The sequence below is a fragment of the Arthrobacter rhamnosi genome (assembly GCF_054510855.1).
Genome location: NZ_JBTNDT010000003.1, coordinates 221,794 through 239,094, shown reverse-complemented (window position 1 = coordinate 239,094; position 17,301 = coordinate 221,794). Strand labels below are relative to the sequence as shown.

General features: G+C 71.1%; 18 protein-coding genes and 1 riboswitch. Of the genes, 16 read left to right on the top strand and 2 right to left on the bottom strand.

The window, feature by feature from the left end:
- The first annotated feature begins 100 nt into the window (after positions 1–100).
- Entirely contained in the window at positions 101–1,429 is a 1,329-nt protein-coding gene (gene hisS, locus ACX80I_RS07775) for a histidine--tRNA ligase (RefSeq protein WP_459344544.1), read from the top strand.
- Between the two features lie 18 nt (positions 1,430–1,447).
- Here the strand turns inward: hisS and ACX80I_RS07770 are convergent, their stop codons facing one another.
- Positions 1,448–2,698 carry an APC family permease gene (locus ACX80I_RS07770; protein WP_459344543.1) on the bottom strand — a complete coding sequence of 417 codons (1,251 nt, stop codon included), beginning with the start codon at positions 2,696–2,698 and terminating at the stop codon, positions 1,448–1,450.
- A gap of 211 nt (positions 2,699–2,909) precedes the next feature.
- On the opposite strand from ACX80I_RS07770, the gene aspS reads away from it, so the two are divergent.
- From aspS to hisF, 9 genes are all read left to right on the top strand, one after another.
- Positions 2,910–4,676, top strand: coding sequence for an aspartate--tRNA ligase (aspS, locus tag ACX80I_RS07765; RefSeq protein ID WP_459344542.1), 1,767 nt, complete (start codon positions 2,910–2,912; stop codon positions 4,674–4,676).
- Positions 4,677–4,836: 160 nt separating this feature from the next.
- Positions 4,837–4,978: riboswitch (FMN riboswitch) on the top strand.
- A gap of 110 nt (positions 4,979–5,088) precedes the next feature.
- On the top strand, positions 5,089–5,772 hold the full coding sequence (pnuC, locus tag ACX80I_RS07760) for a nicotinamide riboside transporter PnuC (RefSeq protein WP_459344541.1): 684 nt from the start codon (positions 5,089–5,091) through the stop codon (positions 5,770–5,772).
- A complete protein-coding gene (gene ribD, locus ACX80I_RS07755; protein ID WP_459344540.1) occupies positions 5,769–6,851 on the top strand; it encodes a bifunctional diaminohydroxyphosphoribosylaminopyrimidine deaminase/5-amino-6-(5-phosphoribosylamino)uracil reductase RibD in 1,083 nt (360 codons plus the stop codon). The genes pnuC and ribD overlap by 4 nt, the downstream gene beginning before the upstream one ends.
- A 38-nt stretch (positions 6,852–6,889) precedes the next feature.
- Complete coding sequence (locus tag ACX80I_RS07750; RefSeq protein WP_459344539.1) at positions 6,890–7,543, top strand: riboflavin synthase; 654 nt, start codon at positions 6,890–6,892, stop codon at positions 7,541–7,543.
- Positions 7,544–7,560: 17 nt separating this feature from the next.
- Complete coding sequence (ribB, locus tag ACX80I_RS07745) at positions 7,561–8,307, top strand: 3,4-dihydroxy-2-butanone-4-phosphate synthase (RefSeq protein WP_459344538.1); 747 nt, start codon at positions 7,561–7,563, stop codon at positions 8,305–8,307.
- A 98-nt stretch (positions 8,308–8,405) separates the two neighbouring features.
- Positions 8,406–8,888, top strand: coding sequence for a 6,7-dimethyl-8-ribityllumazine synthase (gene ribH, locus ACX80I_RS07740; protein ID WP_459344537.1), 483 nt, complete (start codon positions 8,406–8,408; stop codon positions 8,886–8,888).
- Between the two features lie 71 nt (positions 8,889–8,959).
- The gene (locus ACX80I_RS07735; RefSeq protein WP_459344536.1) at positions 8,960–9,223 is read left to right on the top strand and encodes a phosphoribosyl-ATP diphosphatase; all 264 of its coding nucleotides are present in this window, start codon (positions 8,960–8,962) and stop codon (positions 9,221–9,223) included.
- Between the two features lie 57 nt (positions 9,224–9,280).
- Complete coding sequence (gene hisG, locus ACX80I_RS07730; protein ID WP_459344535.1) at positions 9,281–10,126, top strand: ATP phosphoribosyltransferase; 846 nt, start codon at positions 9,281–9,283, stop codon at positions 10,124–10,126.
- Between the two features lie 12 nt (positions 10,127–10,138).
- Positions 10,139–10,909: an imidazole glycerol phosphate synthase subunit HisF gene (gene hisF / locus ACX80I_RS07725; RefSeq protein WP_087073328.1), complete on the top strand. Its 771-nt coding sequence runs from the start codon at positions 10,139–10,141 to the stop codon at positions 10,907–10,909.
- Between the two features lie 101 nt (positions 10,910–11,010).
- Here hisF and ACX80I_RS07720 read toward each other — a convergent pair whose 3' ends face one another.
- On the bottom strand, positions 11,011–11,652 hold the full coding sequence (locus tag ACX80I_RS07720) for a TIGR03085 family metal-binding protein (RefSeq protein WP_459344534.1): 642 nt from the start codon (positions 11,650–11,652) through the stop codon (positions 11,011–11,013).
- A gap of 81 nt (positions 11,653–11,733) precedes the next feature.
- On the opposite strand from ACX80I_RS07720, the gene hisI reads away from it, so the two are divergent.
- The 6 genes from hisI to trpB all read left to right on the top strand — a co-directional run bounded on the left by hisI (position 11,734) and on the right by trpB (position 17,292).
- Complete coding sequence (gene hisI / locus ACX80I_RS07715) at positions 11,734–12,174, top strand: phosphoribosyl-AMP cyclohydrolase (RefSeq protein WP_459344533.1); 441 nt, start codon at positions 11,734–11,736, stop codon at positions 12,172–12,174.
- A 4-nt stretch (positions 12,175–12,178) separates the two neighbouring features.
- Positions 12,179–13,732, top strand: coding sequence for an anthranilate synthase component I (locus tag ACX80I_RS07710; RefSeq protein WP_459344532.1), 1,554 nt, complete (start codon positions 12,179–12,181; stop codon positions 13,730–13,732).
- Positions 13,729–14,550, top strand: coding sequence for a Trp biosynthesis-associated membrane protein (locus ACX80I_RS07705; protein ID WP_459344531.1), 822 nt, complete (start codon positions 13,729–13,731; stop codon positions 14,548–14,550). Before ACX80I_RS07710 ends, ACX80I_RS07705 begins: the two co-directional genes overlap by 4 nt.
- A gap of 115 nt (positions 14,551–14,665) precedes the next feature.
- Positions 14,666–14,971 (top strand): HGxxPAAW family protein, encoded by a 306-nt coding sequence (locus ACX80I_RS07700; RefSeq protein WP_459344530.1) that lies wholly within the window; start codon positions 14,666–14,668, stop codon positions 14,969–14,971.
- Positions 14,972–15,799: an indole-3-glycerol phosphate synthase TrpC gene (trpC, locus tag ACX80I_RS07695; RefSeq protein WP_459344529.1), complete on the top strand. Its 828-nt coding sequence runs from the start codon at positions 14,972–14,974 to the stop codon at positions 15,797–15,799.
- A gap of 128 nt (positions 15,800–15,927) precedes the next feature.
- On the top strand, positions 15,928–17,292 hold the full coding sequence (trpB, locus tag ACX80I_RS07690; protein ID WP_459344528.1) for a tryptophan synthase subunit beta: 1,365 nt from the start codon (positions 15,928–15,930) through the stop codon (positions 17,290–17,292).
- Positions 17,293–17,301 lie beyond the last annotated feature (9 nt).

Below are 17,301 nucleotides of genomic sequence, written 5' to 3'. Positions count from 1 at the left end.
CGGGAACCCGACACGACACCTAGGATTGAGGCCGCAGAACGGACCGCTTCGCTGCAGGGAAGCGGGAACCGGCAACCCCGCGCAGGAGGAGAACCACCCCATGGCCCGCAAGGCATCACTGTCCGGCTTTCCCGAATGGCTTCCGGAGGAGCGCCTGATCGAGCTCCACGTGCTCGAGGTGCTGCAGCGGACGTTCGAGCTGCACGGCTTCTCCAGCATCGAGACACGGGCAGTCGAGACGGTGGATCACCTGCTGCGGAAGGGTGAGATCGACAAGGAGGTGTACGCGGTGTCACGCCTCCAGGCCGACGAGGCGTCCGCCTCCGAGAGCGGCCTCGCCCTCCACTACGACCTGACCGTGCCATTCGCCCGCTACGTCGTCGAGAACGCCGGCCACCTCGCCTTCCCCTTCCGCCGGTTCCAGATCCAGAAGTGCTGGCGCGGGGAGCGACCCCAGGAGGGCCGCGCCCGCGAATTCACCCAGGCGGACATCGACGTCGTCGGCGACGGCGTGCTCCCGTTCCGGTACGACGTCGAACTCGCCCTCGCCGTGGTCGAGGCCCTCGGCGCCCTCCCCATCCCGGACTTCACGCTGCGCGTCAACAACCGGAAGCTCGCCGAGGGGTTCTACCGCGGCATCGGGCTCGAGGACACGGCCGCCGTCCTGCGGAGCATCGACAAGCTCGAGAAGATCGGCGCGGACAAGGTGGGCACGCTGCTGCGGGACGAGGTCGGCGCGGACGACGACCAGGTGCGCCTCGCACTCGAGCTCGCCGGCATCCGCACGTCCGACACCTCGTTCGTCGAACGCGTCCGCGCCCTCGGCGTGACGAACGACCTCCTCGACGAAGGCCTCGAGGAACTCCAGCAGGTCGTGGGCGAGGCATCCCGACGGGCACCGGGCCGGGTGGTGGCGGACCTCAGCATCGCCCGCGGGCTCGACTACTACACGGGCACCGTCTACGAGACGGTGCTCAACGGGCACGAGGGCCTCGGATCGATCTGCTCCGGCGGCCGCTACGACTCCCTGGCCCGCAAGGGCAACCGAACGTTCCCCGGGGTAGGACTGTCGATCGGCGTCACGCGGATCGTCTCCCGGATCCTGAGCCAGGGGTTCGCCACGGTCTCGCGGTCCGTCCCCACCGCCGTCCTCGTGACACTCGCCGACGACGATTCCTGGTCGCAGGCACAGGACGTCGCGGCCGCGCTGCGGAGCCGCGGGATCTCCGCCGAGGTGGCAGCGGGCGCGGAGAAGTTCGGCAAGCAGATCAAGTTCGCGGACCGCCGCGGCATCCCCTTCGTCTGGTTCACGTCGCCCGACGGCTCGCACGAGGTGAAGGACATCCGGTCCGGGGACCAGGTGGCGGCGGACCCTGCAGCCTGGACGCCTCCCGCCGAGGACCTCCGCCCGGTGGTCGCGACCGCCTGACGTCGCGATCGCGGAACGTCACCCGCGCCGGGCTCCGACGACTGCGCGGGCGGCGAGCCCGACCGCGAGCACCCCGAGCATGGTGAGCACCGACGTCGCCGGCAGGGTGAAGGCCAGGACGAGGCAACCGGCTGCGCCGACGGCGTTCAGCCAGCGCGGCGAATACCACTGCCTCTCGGTGAGGGTGAAGGCCGCGATGTTCGCGATCGCGTAGTACAGCAGCACGCCGAAGCTCGAGAAGCCGACCACGGTCAGCACGTCCGTGGCCAGCAGGAGGACCACGACGACGACGGCCGTCGCGATATCGGCGACCCAGGGCACGGCGTGCCGGGCGGAGATCCGCGACAGCACCCGTGGCAGGTCTCCGCCCCGGGCCATCGCAAGGCTCGTCCTGCCGACTCCGGCGATGAGGGCGAGCAGGGCGCCCAGGCTCGCGAGGGCAGCCGCGAGGGTGATGACCGCTCCGCCCACACCGGCGGCTCCGCTCGATGTGGCTGCGTCGAAGACCTCCCGCAGCGGAGCCGTGGTTCCGGCGAGCCGGGTCGGCCCGAAGGCGTGCAGCAGGGACAGCGCCAGCAGCAGGTACAGCAGCAGCGTGAAGCCGAGGGCACCGAAGATCGCCGCCGGGATGTTCCTGCGCGGTTCACGGACCTCCTCACCCATCGTCGCGATGCGCGCATACCCGGCGAAGGCGAAGAACAGCAGGCCCGCCGCCTGCAGGATCCCGGCCGCCCCTGCGGAACCGGCGGCGGCCGGGCCCGAGGCCGCGGGGGAGGCGAACGCGACGACGATCACGAAGGCGAGGACCGGCACCACGAGCGAGACGATGACGCGCGTGGCGAGCGCGGTGCGGGTGACCCCCAGGAGGTTGACGAGCGTCAGCCCGACGACGGCGGCGACCCCTGCGGCCTTCGCGGCACCCGGCGCCGCATACAGGCCGAACGTGAGGGCCATGGCCGCGCAGGAAGCCAGCTTGCCGGTGACGAACGACCACCCGGCGAGGAACCCGGGCCAGGGACCGAGCTGCTCGCGCCCGTAGACGTAGGTCCCACCGCTCGTGGGATAACGCACGGCCAGGGAGGCGGTCGCCGAGGCGTTGCAGTAGGCGATGAAGCCCGCGATCACGACGGCCAGGGGCAGGAGCGCCCCGGCGGATGCACTGGCCGGGGCGAACACCACGAACGCGCCGGCGCCGATCATCGCGCCGATCCCTACGGTCGTGGCATCGAAGCCGCCCATGGCGCGGCGGAGTCCCGGTTCCTGGGACATGGATCTCCTCTCGATCGGGAGCAGCCCCGCCGGACAGGCGGGCGGGCGACGGGACGACAACGGGGACGGGACAGGGCGGATGAGGCCGGCGGCCTGTCGGTCTGTCCGGGCGGCCAGACCGGGACCGGTAAAGTTGGACGGGCTTGAACCAACTCTAGGCAGGTGCAGTTCCGCCTGCGACTCATCGAACTCTTCTGTGGGAAGGAATGCTGTGCTCCGCACGCATGAACTGGGCTCCCTTCGGCCCGAGCACGTAGGACAAACGGTCACCCTGGCGGGCTGGGTGGCCCGCCGCCGGGACCACGGCGGGGTGGCGTTCCTCGACCTCCGTGACGCTTCCGGCGTCGCCCAGGTCGTCGTGCGTGAGGAGGACGTCTTCTCGAGCCTGCGCAACGAGTACGTCCTCCAGATCGTCGGCAGCGTGCAGCAGCGGCCGGAGGGTAACGAGAATCCGGCACTGCCCACAGGTGCAATCGAGGTCATCGCGGACACCGTGACCATCCTCAACACGTCCGACCCCCTGCCGTTCCAGATCGACGAGCACGTCGAGGTGGGCGAGGAGGCGCGCCTGCGCCACCGCTACCTCGACCTCCGCCGGCCCGGCCCCCAGGCCAACCTCCGGCTGCGCTCCGAGGCGAGCCGGGTGGCACGCGAGCTCCTGCACCGGGACGGCTTCGTGGAGATCGAGACGCCGACCCTGACGCGATCCACGCCCGAGGGTGCCCGCGACTTCCTGGTGCCGGCACGGCTCGCGCCGGGCTCCTGGTATGCCCTGCCGCAGTCGCCCCAGCTGTTCAAGCAGCTCCTGCAGGTCGGCGGGTTCGAGAAGTACTACCAGCTCGCCCGCTGCTACCGGGACGAGGATTTCCGGGCCGACCGCCAGCCCGAGTTCACGCAGCTCGACATCGAGGCGAGCTTCGTGGAGCAGGACGACATCATCGCCCTCGGCGAGCAGCTGGTCTCCGCGCTGTGGAAGCTCATCGACGTCGAGGTGCCGCTGCCCATCCGCCGCATGACCTACGCCGACGCCATGGCGAAGTACGGCTCGGACAAGCCGGACCTCCGCTTCGGCCTCGAGCTGACCGAACTGACCGAATTCTTCAAGGACACGGAATTCGGCGTCTTCAAGGCTCCCTATGTCGGGGCCGTCGTCATGCCCGGGGGAGCCTCCCAGCCCCGCCGGCAGCTCGATGCCTGGCAGGAATGGGCCAAGCAGCGCGGCGCCAAGGGCCTCGCCTACGTGCTGATCGACGACGACGGCAGCCTCCGCGGTCCCGTCGCCAAGAACCTGACCGAGAAGGAAAGGGAGGGCCTCGCGGCCGCCGTCGGCGCCAATCCCGGTGACTGCATCTTCTTCGCGGCGGGAGACACGCCCTCCTCGCGCGCCATTCTCGGTGCGGCCCGCGTCGAGATCGGTCGACGCACGGGACTGATCAAGGAGGGCGACTGGGCCTTCGTGTGGGTCGTCGACGCGCCCATGTTCGAGCCCGCCTCCGCCGCCGTCGCGGCCGGCGACGTCGCTGTCGGTGCCGGCGCGTGGACGGCCGTGCACCACGCGTTCACGTCGCCGAAGCCCGAATTCCTCGACACGTTCGATACCGATCCCGAGAACGCCCTGGCCTTCGCGTACGACATCGTCTGCAACGGCAACGAGCTCGGCGGCGGGTCCATCCGTATCCACCGGCGCGACGTGCAGGAGCGCGTGTTCGCGGTCATGGGCCTGAGCGCCGAGGAAGCCCAGGAGAAGTTCGGCTTCCTGCTCGAGGGCTTCAAGTACGGCGCGCCGCCCCACGGCGGCATCGCGCTCGGCTGGGACCGCGTCGTGTCGCTGCTCGCCGGTGCGGATTCGATCCGCGACGTCATCGCCTTCCCGAAGTCGGGCGGCGGGTACGACCCGCTGACGGCCGCTCCCGCGCCGATCACCGCGCAGCAGCGCAAGGAAGCCGGCGTCGACGCCAAGCCGAAGACCGAGGGCTGACCTCCCGCTCGACGCACCGATCCGAGGGACAGGGCACTCCGCACGGGGTGCCCTGTCCCGTATCCGGCCCGCGTGCCGATCCGGTCGGGATGATCGCTTCCGGACGAAATATGACGGAACGGCCGGTGCCGCGGGTCTCCTGTGAAATAATCAGGACCAGTACGTGCTCCGGGGTCGGTGTAAGTCCGAACCGGCGGTGATAGTCCGCGACCCGTCCGTCCTTCCGCACCCGCGGGAGGCGGACGGTTGAGCCGGTGGAATTCCGGGACCGACAGTCAAAGTCTGGATGGGAGAAGCACGAACAGCAGGGGTCTGCGGCTGCCCGATCACCGGGCGCCCATCCCGTCGCGCCACCGCCGTGGCGTCCTCCTGCTGCCATCGCCCGGAGCCGTCGTAACGGCGAAGGATCGGCATGGATTTTCTGCAGTGGCTCTTCGAAGCCCGCATCCCCGTAGGCGGCGGCTCGCTCCTGCTGCGCGAAGTGGTGGGCAACGTCTTCGGCCTCCTCAGCGCTCTCGGGGGCATGCGCCGCCGCGTCTGGGCGTGGCCCGTCGGCATCGTGGGTAACCTCCTGCTCCTGACGGTGTTCCTCGGATCACTCTTCGGCGCCGCGAGCGCCGCGAATCTGCTCGGCCAGGCCGGCCGTCAGGTCATGTTCATCGCCGTCTCGGTCTACGGCTGGCGGCAGTGGCAGGCCAGTCGGCACAGCGGGGGACAGGCGGTCACGCCCCGGTGGGCGGGCACCAGCACCCGATTCGGTATGGTCGCCTTCCTGATCGTCGGGACCTTCCTGCTGACCCCCCTCTTCCGCATGCTCGGGTCCTACGAGCCCGTGTGGGCGGATGCGTGGACCTTCGTGGGGTCCCTGCTCGCCACCTACGGCATGGCCAAGGGCTGGGTCGAGTTCTGGCTCGTCTGGGTCGCCGTGGACATCGTCGGGGTGCCCCTGCTCTTCAGCGCCGGCTACTACGCGAGCGCCTTCATGTACCTGTTCTACGGTGCCTTCACCCTGGTCGGTTTCTTCGTGTGGGCACGCGCCCAGGGCGCTGCGAAGCCCAGCATCGAGACCCTACTGCCGGACCCGACGCTGCGATGAGCACTCCGTCGGGACCCGCAGCGGAGTCGGAGGCTATGCTGCGCGCCCTCCGCCTCGCTGGCCAGGGCGTGCGCGGCGCCAATCCCCTCGTGGGCGCCGTCGTCCTCGGTGCGGACGGTGCGGTCCTCGGAGAGGGCTACCACCGTGGCGCGGGCACACCCCACGCCGAACCGGCGGCCCTCGCCGACGCCCGCGGTCGCAGCAACGACCCGCGCGGGGCCACCGTGGTGGTCACCCTCGAGCCGTGCAACCACACCGGCCGGACCGGCCCCTGCAGCGAGGCCCTCATCGGGGCGGGCGTCGCCCGCGTGGTCTACGCCGCCGACGACGTCAACGGCGCCGCGGCGGGAGGAGCCCACCGGCTGCGCAGTGCGGGCATCGACTGCGTCGGGGGCCTCGAGGCGGCGCGATCCCGCGACCTCAACGACCGCTGGACCGCAGCCCTCGCCGACGCACGCCCCTTCGTCACCCTGAAGTCGGCGCAGTCCCTCGACGGCCGGGTGGCCGCCCGGGACGGATCCAGCCAGTGGATCACCGGCCCGGAGGCGCGCGGCGACGGGCACAGGATCCGGGCCTTGGCCGACGCCGTCCTCGTGGGGACCGGGACCGTCCTCGCCGACAACCCCAGCCTCACCGCGCGGACGGACGGCGCGGAGGACAGCCGGGATGCCCAGGGCCGTCCACGCCTGCGGGTGGTCCTCGGGCAGGGGACGGTGCCGGATGGCGCCTCCATCAGGGGGCCGGGCTTCCTCCACCTGGCCACCCGCGACGTCCGTCTCGCCCTCGACGACCTGTACGGAAGGGGGGTCCGCCACCTGATGGTCGAGGGAGGCCCGCGTGTCGCCTCCGCCTTTCTGCGGGCCGGCGTCGTCGACGAGCTGTTCAGCTACGTCGCCCCGCTGATCCTCGGCGACGGCGCACCCGCCTTCCCGGAGCTCGGCGTCACCACGCTCGGCGAGGCGGAGCGCTGGCGCCTCGACGACGCCGGGGGCCCCGCCGTGCAGCAGCTCGGTGCCGACGTCCGGGTCCACCTGCGGCCTCCTCACCGAGCCCGGCCTGACCCTGCCCCACCCGCCTGACCCCACCCGCAATCCATCCACTCCCGAAGGAAGTACCAGTGTTCACAGGAATCGTGTCCGAGCAGGGCAGCGTGGTCTCACTCGAGCTCGCAGCCGACGGTGAAAGCGGCCTCCTCGTCTTCGAAGCGCCCGAGACCGGCCGGGACCTCACGCCCGGGGCCTCCATCGCCGTCAACGGCGTGTGCCTCACGGCCGTCACCCTCGACGGCGGACGCGTCGGCGTCGACGTCATGGGGGAGACCCTCCGCCGGACCACCACGGGCGAGTTGCAACCGGGCGCGCCGGTCAACCTCGAGCGGTGTGTTCCCGCCGGGGGACGCCTCGACGGGCATGTGGTCCAGGGGCACGTGGACGGTATCGGTGTGCTGCTCGAGCGCGAGGACCTCGGCGCATGGCACCGGCTCCGCTTCGGGCTGCCGTCGAAGCTGGGGCGCTACGCCGCGGAGAAGGGCTCCGTGGCGATCGACGGCGTCTCGCTGACGGTCACCGCCGTCAGTGCACCGGACGAGACCGGGCAGTGGTTCGAGGTCGGACTGATCCCCACCACACTCAAGGAGACCGGCCTCGGTGCGAAGTCGATCGGGGATACGGTCAACCTGGAGATGGACGTGCTCGCAAAGTATGCCGAACGCCTGCTCGGCTTCGCCGCCGCGGACGCGCGGCAGCAGCCCGGCGCCGGGACAGGGCAGTAGTGGCCCAGGTGAATGCGGTGACGACAGGCAGTGCAGGGATGGAGGACGGCGCAGTGGCGGAGGACAGAGCAGTGACCGAGGACGGAGCGGCGACCGACGACCAGGCAGTGATCCGCCTGGATCCCATCCGGGACGCCGTCGCGGCCATCGCCGCGGGACGAGCCGTCGTCGTCGTCGACGACGAGGACCGCGAGAACGAGGGCGACATCGTCTTCGCCGCAGAGGACGCCACCCCTGAGCTGGTGGGCTGGACCGTCCGCTGGACCTCCGGCGTCCTGTGCGTGCCGCTGCCGGGTGCCGACGCGGACCGCCTCCTCCTCCCGCCGATGACCGCCGTGAACGAGGACTCGAAGGGCACGGCCTACACGGTATCGTGCGATGCCGCGATCGGGGTCAGCACGGGCATCAGTGCCGCGGACCGCGCGCGCACCATGCAGGTGCTCGCGGATCCCGCCAGCGTCCCCTCCGACCTCACCCGGCCGGGCCACGTCTTCCCGCTGCGCGCAGCAGCCGGCGGGGTCCGCCAGCGGCCCGGACACACCGAGGCCTCCGTCGAGCTGAGCATGCTCGCCGGCAAGCGCCCCGTGGCAGTCATCGCCGAACTGGTGCACGACGAGGGCGACATGTTGCGCCTTCCTGCCCTGCGCCGTTTCGCCGACGACCACGGGATCCCGCTCGTCTCCATCGAGGACCTCGTCGCGTACCTGCGCGAGCGCGACACCTCCGACCCCGCCGACGGGCAGGCGGACACGGCCGGCGCCTGAACCAGCAGGGCGGAACGGGCGGCCGGCAGGCGCGCGGTCCGACCAGCACCAGCACCATTCAGCAGTACCACCCACCGAACACCACCCGAAGGAGAGCCATGAGCGGCCACGGAGCACCCAGCATCGACATCAGCGGACTGACCGCGGAGGGCGCCCCCCTTCGCCTCGCCATCATCGCGGCGAGCTGGCACACACAGATCATGGACGGACTGCTCGACGGCGCACGCCGCGCCGCAGCGGAGGCGGGAGCCGAGGTCACCGAGGTGCGCGTCCCCGGGAGCTTCGAGCTGCCCGTCGCCGCAGCCCGCCTCGCCCCGCACTTCGACGCCGTCGCGGCCCTCGGCGTCGTCATCCGTGGCGGCACGCCCCACTTCGAGTACGTCTGCCAGGCCGCGACGTCGGGCCTCACCGACGTGAGCGTCAGCACGGGCGTGCCGGTCGGTTTCGGCGTCCTCACCTGCGACACGGAGCAGCAGGGACTCGACCGCGCCGGCCTGCCGGGCTCCTCCGAGGACAAGGGGCACGAGGCGGTCTCGGCGGCGCTGGCGACGGCCGCCGTCCTGCGGTCGTGGACGCGGTGATCCCGGAGGTGTCCGTCACACCAGGGACCCGGAGCAACGGGTCGGCTCCGCGAGCCGATAGCCTAGGGGACGTGAAAACCTTTGATTCCCTGTTCGAGGAACTCAGCGCGAAGGCCGTGGAACGGCCGGCCGGTTCGCGGACCGTCGCGGAGCTCGACTCCGGCGTACACGGCATCGGCAAGAAGGTCGTCGAAGAGGCCGCCGAGGTGTGGATGGCCGCCGAGTACGAGTCCACCGAGAACGCCGCCGAGGAGATCTCGCAGCTGCTCTACCACCTGCAGGTGCTCATGATCGCGAAGGGCCTCACCCTGGAGGACGTCTACAAGCATCTGTAGCCGCGCATCCCGCCCGCGGCCCCCGCTTGCACCTCCTCCCTCCAGCGAAAGATCCCCATGCTCCGTGTAGCAGTTCCCAACAAGGGCGCCCTCTCCGAGGCCGCCTCGTCCATGCTCGCCGAGGCCGGCTACCGCCAGCGCCGCGACACCCGTGAACTCGTCCTCGTCGATCCCGAGAACGAGATCGAGTTCTTCTTCCTCCGTCCGCGCGACATCGCCGTGTACGTGGGCTCGGGAACCCTCGACGTCGGCATCACCGGCCGCGACCTCTTCCTCGACGCGCAGGTGAAGGCCGAGGAGCTCCTGCAGCTCGGCTTCGGAGCCTCGACCTTCCGGTTCGCAGGCCCCGTGGCGGACTTCTCGTCGGTCGAACAGCTCGAGGGCAAGCGCGTCGCGACGAGCTACGAGGGACTCCTGAAGGACTACCTCGCCGAACGCGGCATCACAGCCGCCGTCGTCCGGCTCGACGGCGCCGTCGAATCCTCGGTGCGCCTCGGCGTGGCCGACGCCATCGCCGACGTGGTGGAGACGGGCAACACGCTCCGTGCCGCCGGCATGGAGATCTTCGGCGAGCCGATCCTCAAGAGCGAGGCCGTGCTGATCGGGCGGGCCGGCGTGGAGCCCCCCGCCGGACTGGACGTGCTGCTGCGGCGCCTGCAGGGCGTCCTCGTCGCACGCCAGTACGTGATGATGGACTACGACATCCGCAAGGACCTCGTGGACGAGGCCGCCGCCCTGACACCCGGTCTCGAATCCCCGACCGTGTCACCGCTGCGCGACTCCGACTGGGTGGCCGTGCGCTCGATGGTCCGGCGGAACCAGACCAACCGCGTCATGGACGAGCTGTACGAGCTCGGCGCCCGCGCCATCCTCGTCAGCACCATCCACGCCTGCCGGATCTAGGAGAGGGCAGCCATGACCGTCGCAGTCCGTGTCATCCCGTGCCTCGACGTCGACGCCGGCCGCGTGGTCAAGGGCGTCAACTTCGAGGACCTGCGCGACGCCGGTGACCCCGTGGAACTCGCCCACCGCTACGACCGCGCGGGTGCCGACGAACTGACCTTCCTCGACGTCACGGCCTCCTCCGGGAACCGGGAGACGACGTTCGACGTCGTCGCCCGGACCGCCGAGGAGGTCTTCATCCCCCTGACCGTGGGCGGCGGAGTGAGGGAGATCTCCGACGTCGACCGCCTGCTGCGCTACGGCGCGGACAAGGCCTCGATCAACACGGCCGCGGTCGCACGCCCCGCCGTCATCAACGAGATCACCGGGCACTTCGGGGCCCAGGTCCTGGTGCTGTCCCTCGATGCACGCCGCACGCGCGACGCCAGCACGCCCTCCGGCTTCGAGGTCACCACGTACGGCGGGCGCAAGGGCACCGGTATCGACGCCGTGGCGTGGGCCCGCGAGGCAGCGGACCGGGGCGTGGGGGAGATCCTGCTCAACTCGATCGACGCCGACGGCACCAAGGAGGGCTTCGACCTGGAGCTCATCCGTGCCGTCCGGGCCGCCGTCGGCGTTCCGCTGATCGCCTCCGGCGGAGCGGGCAAGCCGGAGCACTTCCCGCCGGCGGTCCAGGCCGGAGCCGACGCCGTGCTCGCTGCGTCCGTCTTCCACTTCGGGCCCGTGGACGCCATCGCGCAGGTCAAGGCCGCCATCCGGGAGGCCGGGTTCCCCGTCCGCTGACGGACGGGACGGTCCGGCGTCCCGACCGGGCACCCTGCCGCGTCCCGACGGGCTGCGGAAGCCCCGAGGGGTCCCCGAAGGTCTCACGGTTGTCAGGGGTGTCAGGGTCCGACGTCGGCGGTCTCGAGCAGTGCGACGGCGTCGGGCTGGCCTTCGAAGGTGACCAGCGCCTGCTGCCGCCGGCCGTGGGCGTGCAGCAGCAGTTCCCCCGGGTCACCGATGATCGCCACGGAGACCGGCGCGCGTTTCGCGACGTGCCGCGGACCGCCCGGACGCACCAGGACGATGCCGAGGTCCGCGCCCCGGTACAGGAGCGCCGCCCGCTTGATCAGTTCCTCCCAGAGGGCGTCCGCGTAGTCCTCGTCCAGCGCCCGCGGAGCCCACCGGGTGGTGGCACGGCGCACGTCCTCGGTGTGCACGAAGTACTCGATGAGGTTGGCGCTCCTGTCGATCGTGCTGACGCGCATCGGCGAGAGCGCGGGGGGTCCTGCCCGGAAGCGGTCCACGAGCGCCTCATAGCCCGCCGGCGAGGCCGCACGCCCCGCCGTCTCCCGGACGAGCCGCTCCGTGAAACCGGCCAGCTTCGGGATGAGCCCGAGTCCCATGGCCGGGTTGTGCTCGCGCAGGTAGAGGTGCGCTGCCAGGTCGCGCGTCAGCCAGCCCTCACAGAGCGTGGGGGCCTCGTGGCCGGCTGCCAGAAGCGTTTCGGCCAGGACCTCGCGGGACGGGGCTACGTAGTGCATAGCTGCTGAAACTAGCATGTCGCGCCGGGGACGGGGTGGGCGCGCCGCGCGGCGCCGGGGACCGCACTAGAATCACAGGTGATGCCTTCCTCCACCTTCTCCCCGAACGACTCCTCCACTCCCTCGCCCCAGGGCCCTGCAGGGGAGCCGCCGCTCCTCGATCCGGCCATCGCCGACGCCCTCAAGAAGGACGACGCCGGACTGGTCGCCGCCGTCGTGCAGCAGTACGACACGCTCGAGGTGCTGATGCTCGGCTGGATGGACGAGGAGGCACTCCGGCGGACGCTGACCAGCGGCCGGGTGACGTTCTACTCGCGGTCCCGCTCCGAGTACTGGCGGAAGGGCGACACGTCCGGCCACCGGCAGTGGGTGAAGGGCGTGGCCCTCGACTGCGACGGCGACGCCCTGCTCGTCACGGTCGACCAGGAGGGCGCGGCCTGCCACACCGGCACACGCACATGCTTCGACGGCCGGGCCCTGCCTGCCGTGTCCGCGAGCCGAACCGACGCAGAAGGACTCTGACTCCATGCAGCAGCTGGGCACCATCCGCCCCACCCTCGAGGAATTCCGCGACCTGGCCCGGGCCCGGCGCGTCGTTCCGGTGCACCTCAAGGTCCTCGCCGATGCGCACACGCCGATCGGCATCTACCGCAAGCTCGCCGCCGGGCAGCCCGGGACGTTCCTCATGGAATCCGCCGCCGTCGGAGGTGTGTGGTCGCGTTACTCCTTCATCGGCTCCCGTTCGCGCGCCACACTGACCACCCGGAACGGGGAGGCGCACTGGCTGGGCGAGCCGCCGGCGGGTGTCCCCGTGGGCGGGAACCCCGTCGAGGCGCTCCGCCTGACGGTCGAGGCCCTGCGGACCGAGCGCTTCGACGAGCTTCCCCCGTTCACTTCCGGCATGGTGGGCTTCGTCGGCTGGGAAGCGGTCCGGCGGTGGGAACGGCTGACCAGCCCGCCCGAGGACGACCTCCTCCTGCCCGAGCTCGCGATGAACCTCGTCTCGGACCTGGCCATCCATGACAACTCCGAGGGCTCGCTCACCCTCGTCGCGAACGCCATCAACTTCGACGGCACCGACGCGCGCGTGGACGAGGCGTGGCACGACGCCGTCGCACGGATCCGCGCGATGCTCGCGAGACTCGCCGAACCTGCCGAACCCGCCATCTCGGTGATGGCCGAGGACGCGCCGAGCGCCGAGGCGTCCATGGGCCGCGTCCGCGAGTCCTGGTTCGAGCCCGACTACCTGCGGGCGATCGAGCGTGGCAAACGCGCCATCGTGGACGGCGAGGTCTTCCAGGTGGTCATCAGCCGCCGTTTCGAGATCGAGTGCGACGCCTCCGCCCTCGATGTGTACCGCATCCTGCGCACCACGAACCCGAGCCCCTACATGTACCTGTTCAGCCTCGAGGACGCGGACGGGCGGGCATACTCGATCGTGGGGAGTTCCCCGGAGGCCCTCGTCACCGTGACGGGCGACGAGGTCATCACGCACCCCATCGCGGGATCGCGGCCGCGCGGCAGGACCACCGAGGAGGACCGCGACCTCGCCGTGGAGCTCCGGGCCGACACGAAGGAGAAGGCGGAGCACCTCATGCTCGTCGACCTGGCCCGCAACGACCTGTCCAAGGTCTGCGAGCCCGGCAGCGTCGACGTCACGCAGTTCATGGAGGTGGAGAAGTTCAGCCACATCATGCACCTCGTCTCCACCGTGGTCGGCCGGCTCTCGCCCGCGAAGAGCGCCTACGACGTCCTGGCGGCGACCTTCCCCGCGGGAACGCTCTCCGGCGCGCCGAAACCCCGGGCCCTCCGCCTCATCGACGAGGTCGAGCCGCACCGCAGGGGCATCTACGGGGGAGTGGTGGGATACCTGGACTTCGCCGGGGACATGGACATGGCGATCGCCATCCGGTCGGCCCTCCTGCGCGAGGGCAAGGCCTACGTGCAGTCCGGCGGCGGGATCGTCGCGGACTCGGTCCTCGAGACCGAAGCACTCGAAACGGTCAACAAGGCCGCCGCGCCCCTCCGGGCGGCGCTGACCGCTGCGGGCCTGCGACCGGCGACCGCGGAGGCCCCGTGAGCACCTCCGAGCCTCCCGTTCCGCGCCGCTTCATGCGCCGCGGCGTCGTGGTGATGGGGATCGTCCTCCTCGCACTGGTCGCCTTCGGCTCGACCACCCAGACCTGGCTCACGGTGCGCCTTCCGCAGGACGCCGTCCAGACGCCCGACCTCACCATCCCGGGCAGCGACGCGTCGACCCCCGTCACGGCCTTCGCGCTCGTCGCGCTCGCCGCTGCCCTCGCCGTCTCGATCGCGGGTCGCGTGGCCCGCTGGATCATCGCCGTCATCCTCGTGCTCTCCGGCTTCGGGATCGTGCTGTCCAGCGCCTCCGTGGCCCTCGATCCCGAGGCCGCTGCCGAACCCGCCATCGGCACGGCCATCGGCGTCAGCGGACTCGCGGGAGCCGAGGCCACCGCGAGCGCCCTGCCCTGGCTCGCCGTGGGCGCCGGCGTCCTGCTGGTCCTCGCCGCCGCGTGGGTGGTGCTCGCCGGCCGGACCTGGGGTGTGAACAGGCGCTACGACGCGGGTGCGTCCCGGGCTTCGCAGGGGCCCGCAGGAGACGTCCGGCCCGACCCGTCGACCGGCGACGTGCCCCCCGGCGTCGTACCCGACGGTGCACCGGACTCCGACCGCTCCGACCGCTCGGGCGTTCCATCGGACGACCAGGCCGGGACAAGCGGACGGTCCGGCGCGACGGCGTCGCAGCCCGACCCGGCGGGTGACGCGCCCGGAGCGCCCTCCGGCACCGGGCGTCCGTCCACCGGCCGCGTGAGCGCCCACGCCGACGAGATCGACAGCTGGGACGAACTCTCGCGCGGCAAGGACCCCACGGGCTAGCCGCCCGACGACAGGCTCCGCCGGTCTCCGCCACCTCTCCGGCGCCGGTCATCGTTCCGCCGGGCCGCCGCATCGATGGCAGAATGGGACGAGACCCGTTCGAAGGAGATTTCCCATGGCATCCGACACCCGTAGCGCCGCTACCCGCAACACCCCCGCGAACCACGCCCAGATGGGCGATGAGACGATCGGTCACGGCAACAGCCCCGCTGCGTGGACGTGCGTGCTGATCATGCTCGCCGGTGCCGCGCTCTCCTCCTTCGCGTACGTCTTCGCCAGCACCGAGGGGAACCACGACTTCGGGACGCTGCTCTTCTGGGTGGGCATCGGCATCATGGTCGTCGGCCTCATCGTCGGCTTCATGCTGCGCAAGATCGGCTACGGCGTGGGCGGCTCGAAGCTCAAGAACAACGGCCACTAGATGACGGTCCTCGACGACATCATCGACGGCGTCCGGGAGGACCTCGCGGAGCGCCGTCGGGCCCTGCCCCTCGAGGACGTGAGGGCCACGGCCCTCGCGGCTCCCGCTCCGCTCGACGCCTTCCGGAGCCTCGGTGCGGGTGAGGGCGGCCCGCTGGCCGTCATCGCCGAAGTCAAGCGCAGCAGCCCGTCCAAGGGCGCGTTGGCCGACATCGCCGACCCTGCCGCCCTCGCCGCCTCCTACGAACAGGGCGGCGCAGCCGTCATCTCGGTGCTGACCGAGGAGCGGCGCTTCGGCGGGTCCCTCGCCGACCTCGATGCCGTGCGCGCCGCCGTCGGGCTCCCCGTGCTCCGCAAGGACTTCACGATCGACGAGTACCAGATCTGGGAGGCACGCGCCCACGGCGCCGACGTCGTCCTCCTGATCGTCGCGGCACTTCCCGACGACGACCTCAGGTCCTTCCTCGCGCTCACCCACCAGCTGGGCATGAATGCGATCGTGGAGACCCACACGGCGGACGAGGTCCGGCGCGCGGTCGCGGCGGGAGCCCCCATCATCGGCGTCAACGTCCGCAACCTGAAGACCCTCGACATCGACCGCGGCGTCTTCGCCGAACTCGCGCACCTCATCCCGCCCGGCACGGTGGTCATCGCCGAATCGGGCGTGCGGGACGCGGCCGACGTCGCCGGCTACGCAGCCAGCGGCGCCCACGCCGTCCTGGTCGGGGAAGCACTCGTCCGGCATCAGGACCCCTCGGCGACCATCGACGAATTCCGCCGGGCGGGCAGCAGCGCCTGGAGCAGCAGAGGCGCAGCAGCGCGCGGCTGACACCGTTCGAACCTGCTGCGGCGCGGGGCGCGGCCCAGGACAGCAGGCAACGAACCGGCCATCACCGGTTCACCACCCGGAGGAACCACCGCCCGGGTCAGCACCAACAGGACAGGAACGCTGAAGTCATGACCGATACGCACCAGGGCACGGGCCACGACGGCGCCGAGGCCGGAGCAGCGGACACCATCGACGCCGGAACGGCCGAGGCTTTCCTCAGCCACGACCAGAGCCTGCGCCACGCCCCCGGTCCCTACTTCGGCTCCTACGGCGGACGATGGATGCCGGAGTCGCTGATCGCCGCGCTCGACGAACTGCAGGACACGTTCGACAAGGCCAAGGCGGACCCCGACTTCACGGCGCAGGTCGCCGACCTGAACAGGAACTACGCCGGCCGGCCGTCGCTCCTGACGGAGGCCCAGCGTTTCGCCGAGCACTGCGGCGGCGTGCGTGTCTTCCTCAAGCGTGAGGACCTCAACCACACCGGCTCCCACAAGATCAACAACGTGCTCGGCCAGGCCCTGCTGGCCAAGCGCATGGGCAAGACACGGGTCATCGCCGAGACGGGTGCCGGACAGCACGGCGTCGCGAGCGCCACGGCGGCCGCGCTGCTCGGCCTCGAGTGCGTGGTCTACATGGGCGCCGAGGACACGCGCCGGCAGGCCCTCAACGTCGCACGCATGCAGCTGCTCGGTGCGACGGTCATCCCCGTCACCAACGGCTCGCAGACGCTCAAGGACGCCATCAACGACGCCCTGCGCGACTGGGTGGCCAACGTCGAGACCACGCACTACCTCCTCGGAACGGCTGCCGGGGCGCACCCCTTCCCAGCCATGGTGCGGTACTTCCACGAGGTCATCGGCGAGGAGGCGCGCTCACAGATCATCGAGCAGACCGGGAAGCTCCCCGACGCCGTGTGCGCCTGCGTCGGTGGCGGCTCGAACGCCATCGGGATCTTCCACGGCTTCCTCGACGACCGCGACGTGGCACTGTACGGCTTCGAGGCCGGGGGCGACGGCGTCGAGACCGGGCGGCATGCGGCCACCATCACGCTCGGCCGCCCCGGCGTGCTGCACGGAGCCCGCTCCTACCTCATGCAGGACGAGGACGGGCAGACGATGGAGTCGCACTCGATCTCCGCCGGCCTGGACTACCCGGGCGTCGGGCCCGAGCACGCCTACCTCGCCGACATCGGACGGGCGAACTACGAGCCCATCACCGACGCGGAGGCCATGGAGGCGTTCAAGCTCCTCAGCCGCACCGAGGGCATCATCCCCGCCATCGAGACAGCGCATGCCCTCGCCGGGGCCATGAAGGTCGGCCGGCGCCTCGCCTCCGATCTCGGGCCGGGGGAGCAGGCTTCGGACAGGGTCCTCATCGTGAACCTCTCCGGCCGCGGCGACAAGGACGTGGCAACCGCCGCGGGCTACTTCGATCTGCTCCCGGACGACAGTGCCGAGCAGGAAATCGCCCAGGAGGGTGAACAGCTGTGACCAGGCATT

What these genes read in the sequence shown, in the direction of transcription:
- hisS (WP_459344544.1), top strand. Translation starts at nt 101, where the DNA reads ATGGCCCGCAAGGCATCACTGTCCGGCTTTCCCGAATGGCTTCCGGAG.
- ACX80I_RS07770 (WP_459344543.1), bottom strand. Translation starts at nt 2,698, where the DNA reads ATGTCCCAGGAACCGGGACTCCGCCGCGCCATGGGCGGCTTCGATGCC.
- pnuC (WP_459344541.1), top strand. Translation starts at nt 5,089, where the DNA reads ATGGATTTTCTGCAGTGGCTCTTCGAAGCCCGCATCCCCGTAGGCGGC.
- ribD (WP_459344540.1), top strand. Translation starts at nt 5,769, where the DNA reads ATGAGCACTCCGTCGGGACCCGCAGCGGAGTCGGAGGCTATGCTGCGC.
- ribH (WP_459344537.1), top strand. Translation starts at nt 8,406, where the DNA reads ATGAGCGGCCACGGAGCACCCAGCATCGACATCAGCGGACTGACCGCG.
- hisG (WP_459344535.1), top strand. Translation starts at nt 9,281, where the DNA reads ATGCTCCGTGTAGCAGTTCCCAACAAGGGCGCCCTCTCCGAGGCCGCC.
- hisF (WP_087073328.1), top strand. Translation starts at nt 10,139, where the DNA reads ATGACCGTCGCAGTCCGTGTCATCCCGTGCCTCGACGTCGACGCCGGC.
- ACX80I_RS07720 (WP_459344534.1), bottom strand. Translation starts at nt 11,652, where the DNA reads ATGCACTACGTAGCCCCGTCCCGCGAGGTCCTGGCCGAAACGCTTCTG.
- hisI (WP_459344533.1), top strand. Translation starts at nt 11,734, where the DNA reads ATGCCTTCCTCCACCTTCTCCCCGAACGACTCCTCCACTCCCTCGCCC.
- ACX80I_RS07710 (WP_459344532.1), top strand. Translation starts at nt 12,179, where the DNA reads ATGCAGCAGCTGGGCACCATCCGCCCCACCCTCGAGGAATTCCGCGAC.
- ACX80I_RS07700 (WP_459344530.1), top strand. Translation starts at nt 14,666, where the DNA reads ATGGCATCCGACACCCGTAGCGCCGCTACCCGCAACACCCCCGCGAAC.
- trpC (WP_459344529.1), top strand. Translation starts at nt 14,972, where the DNA reads ATGACGGTCCTCGACGACATCATCGACGGCGTCCGGGAGGACCTCGCG.
- trpB (WP_459344528.1), top strand. Translation starts at nt 15,928, where the DNA reads ATGACCGATACGCACCAGGGCACGGGCCACGACGGCGCCGAGGCCGGA.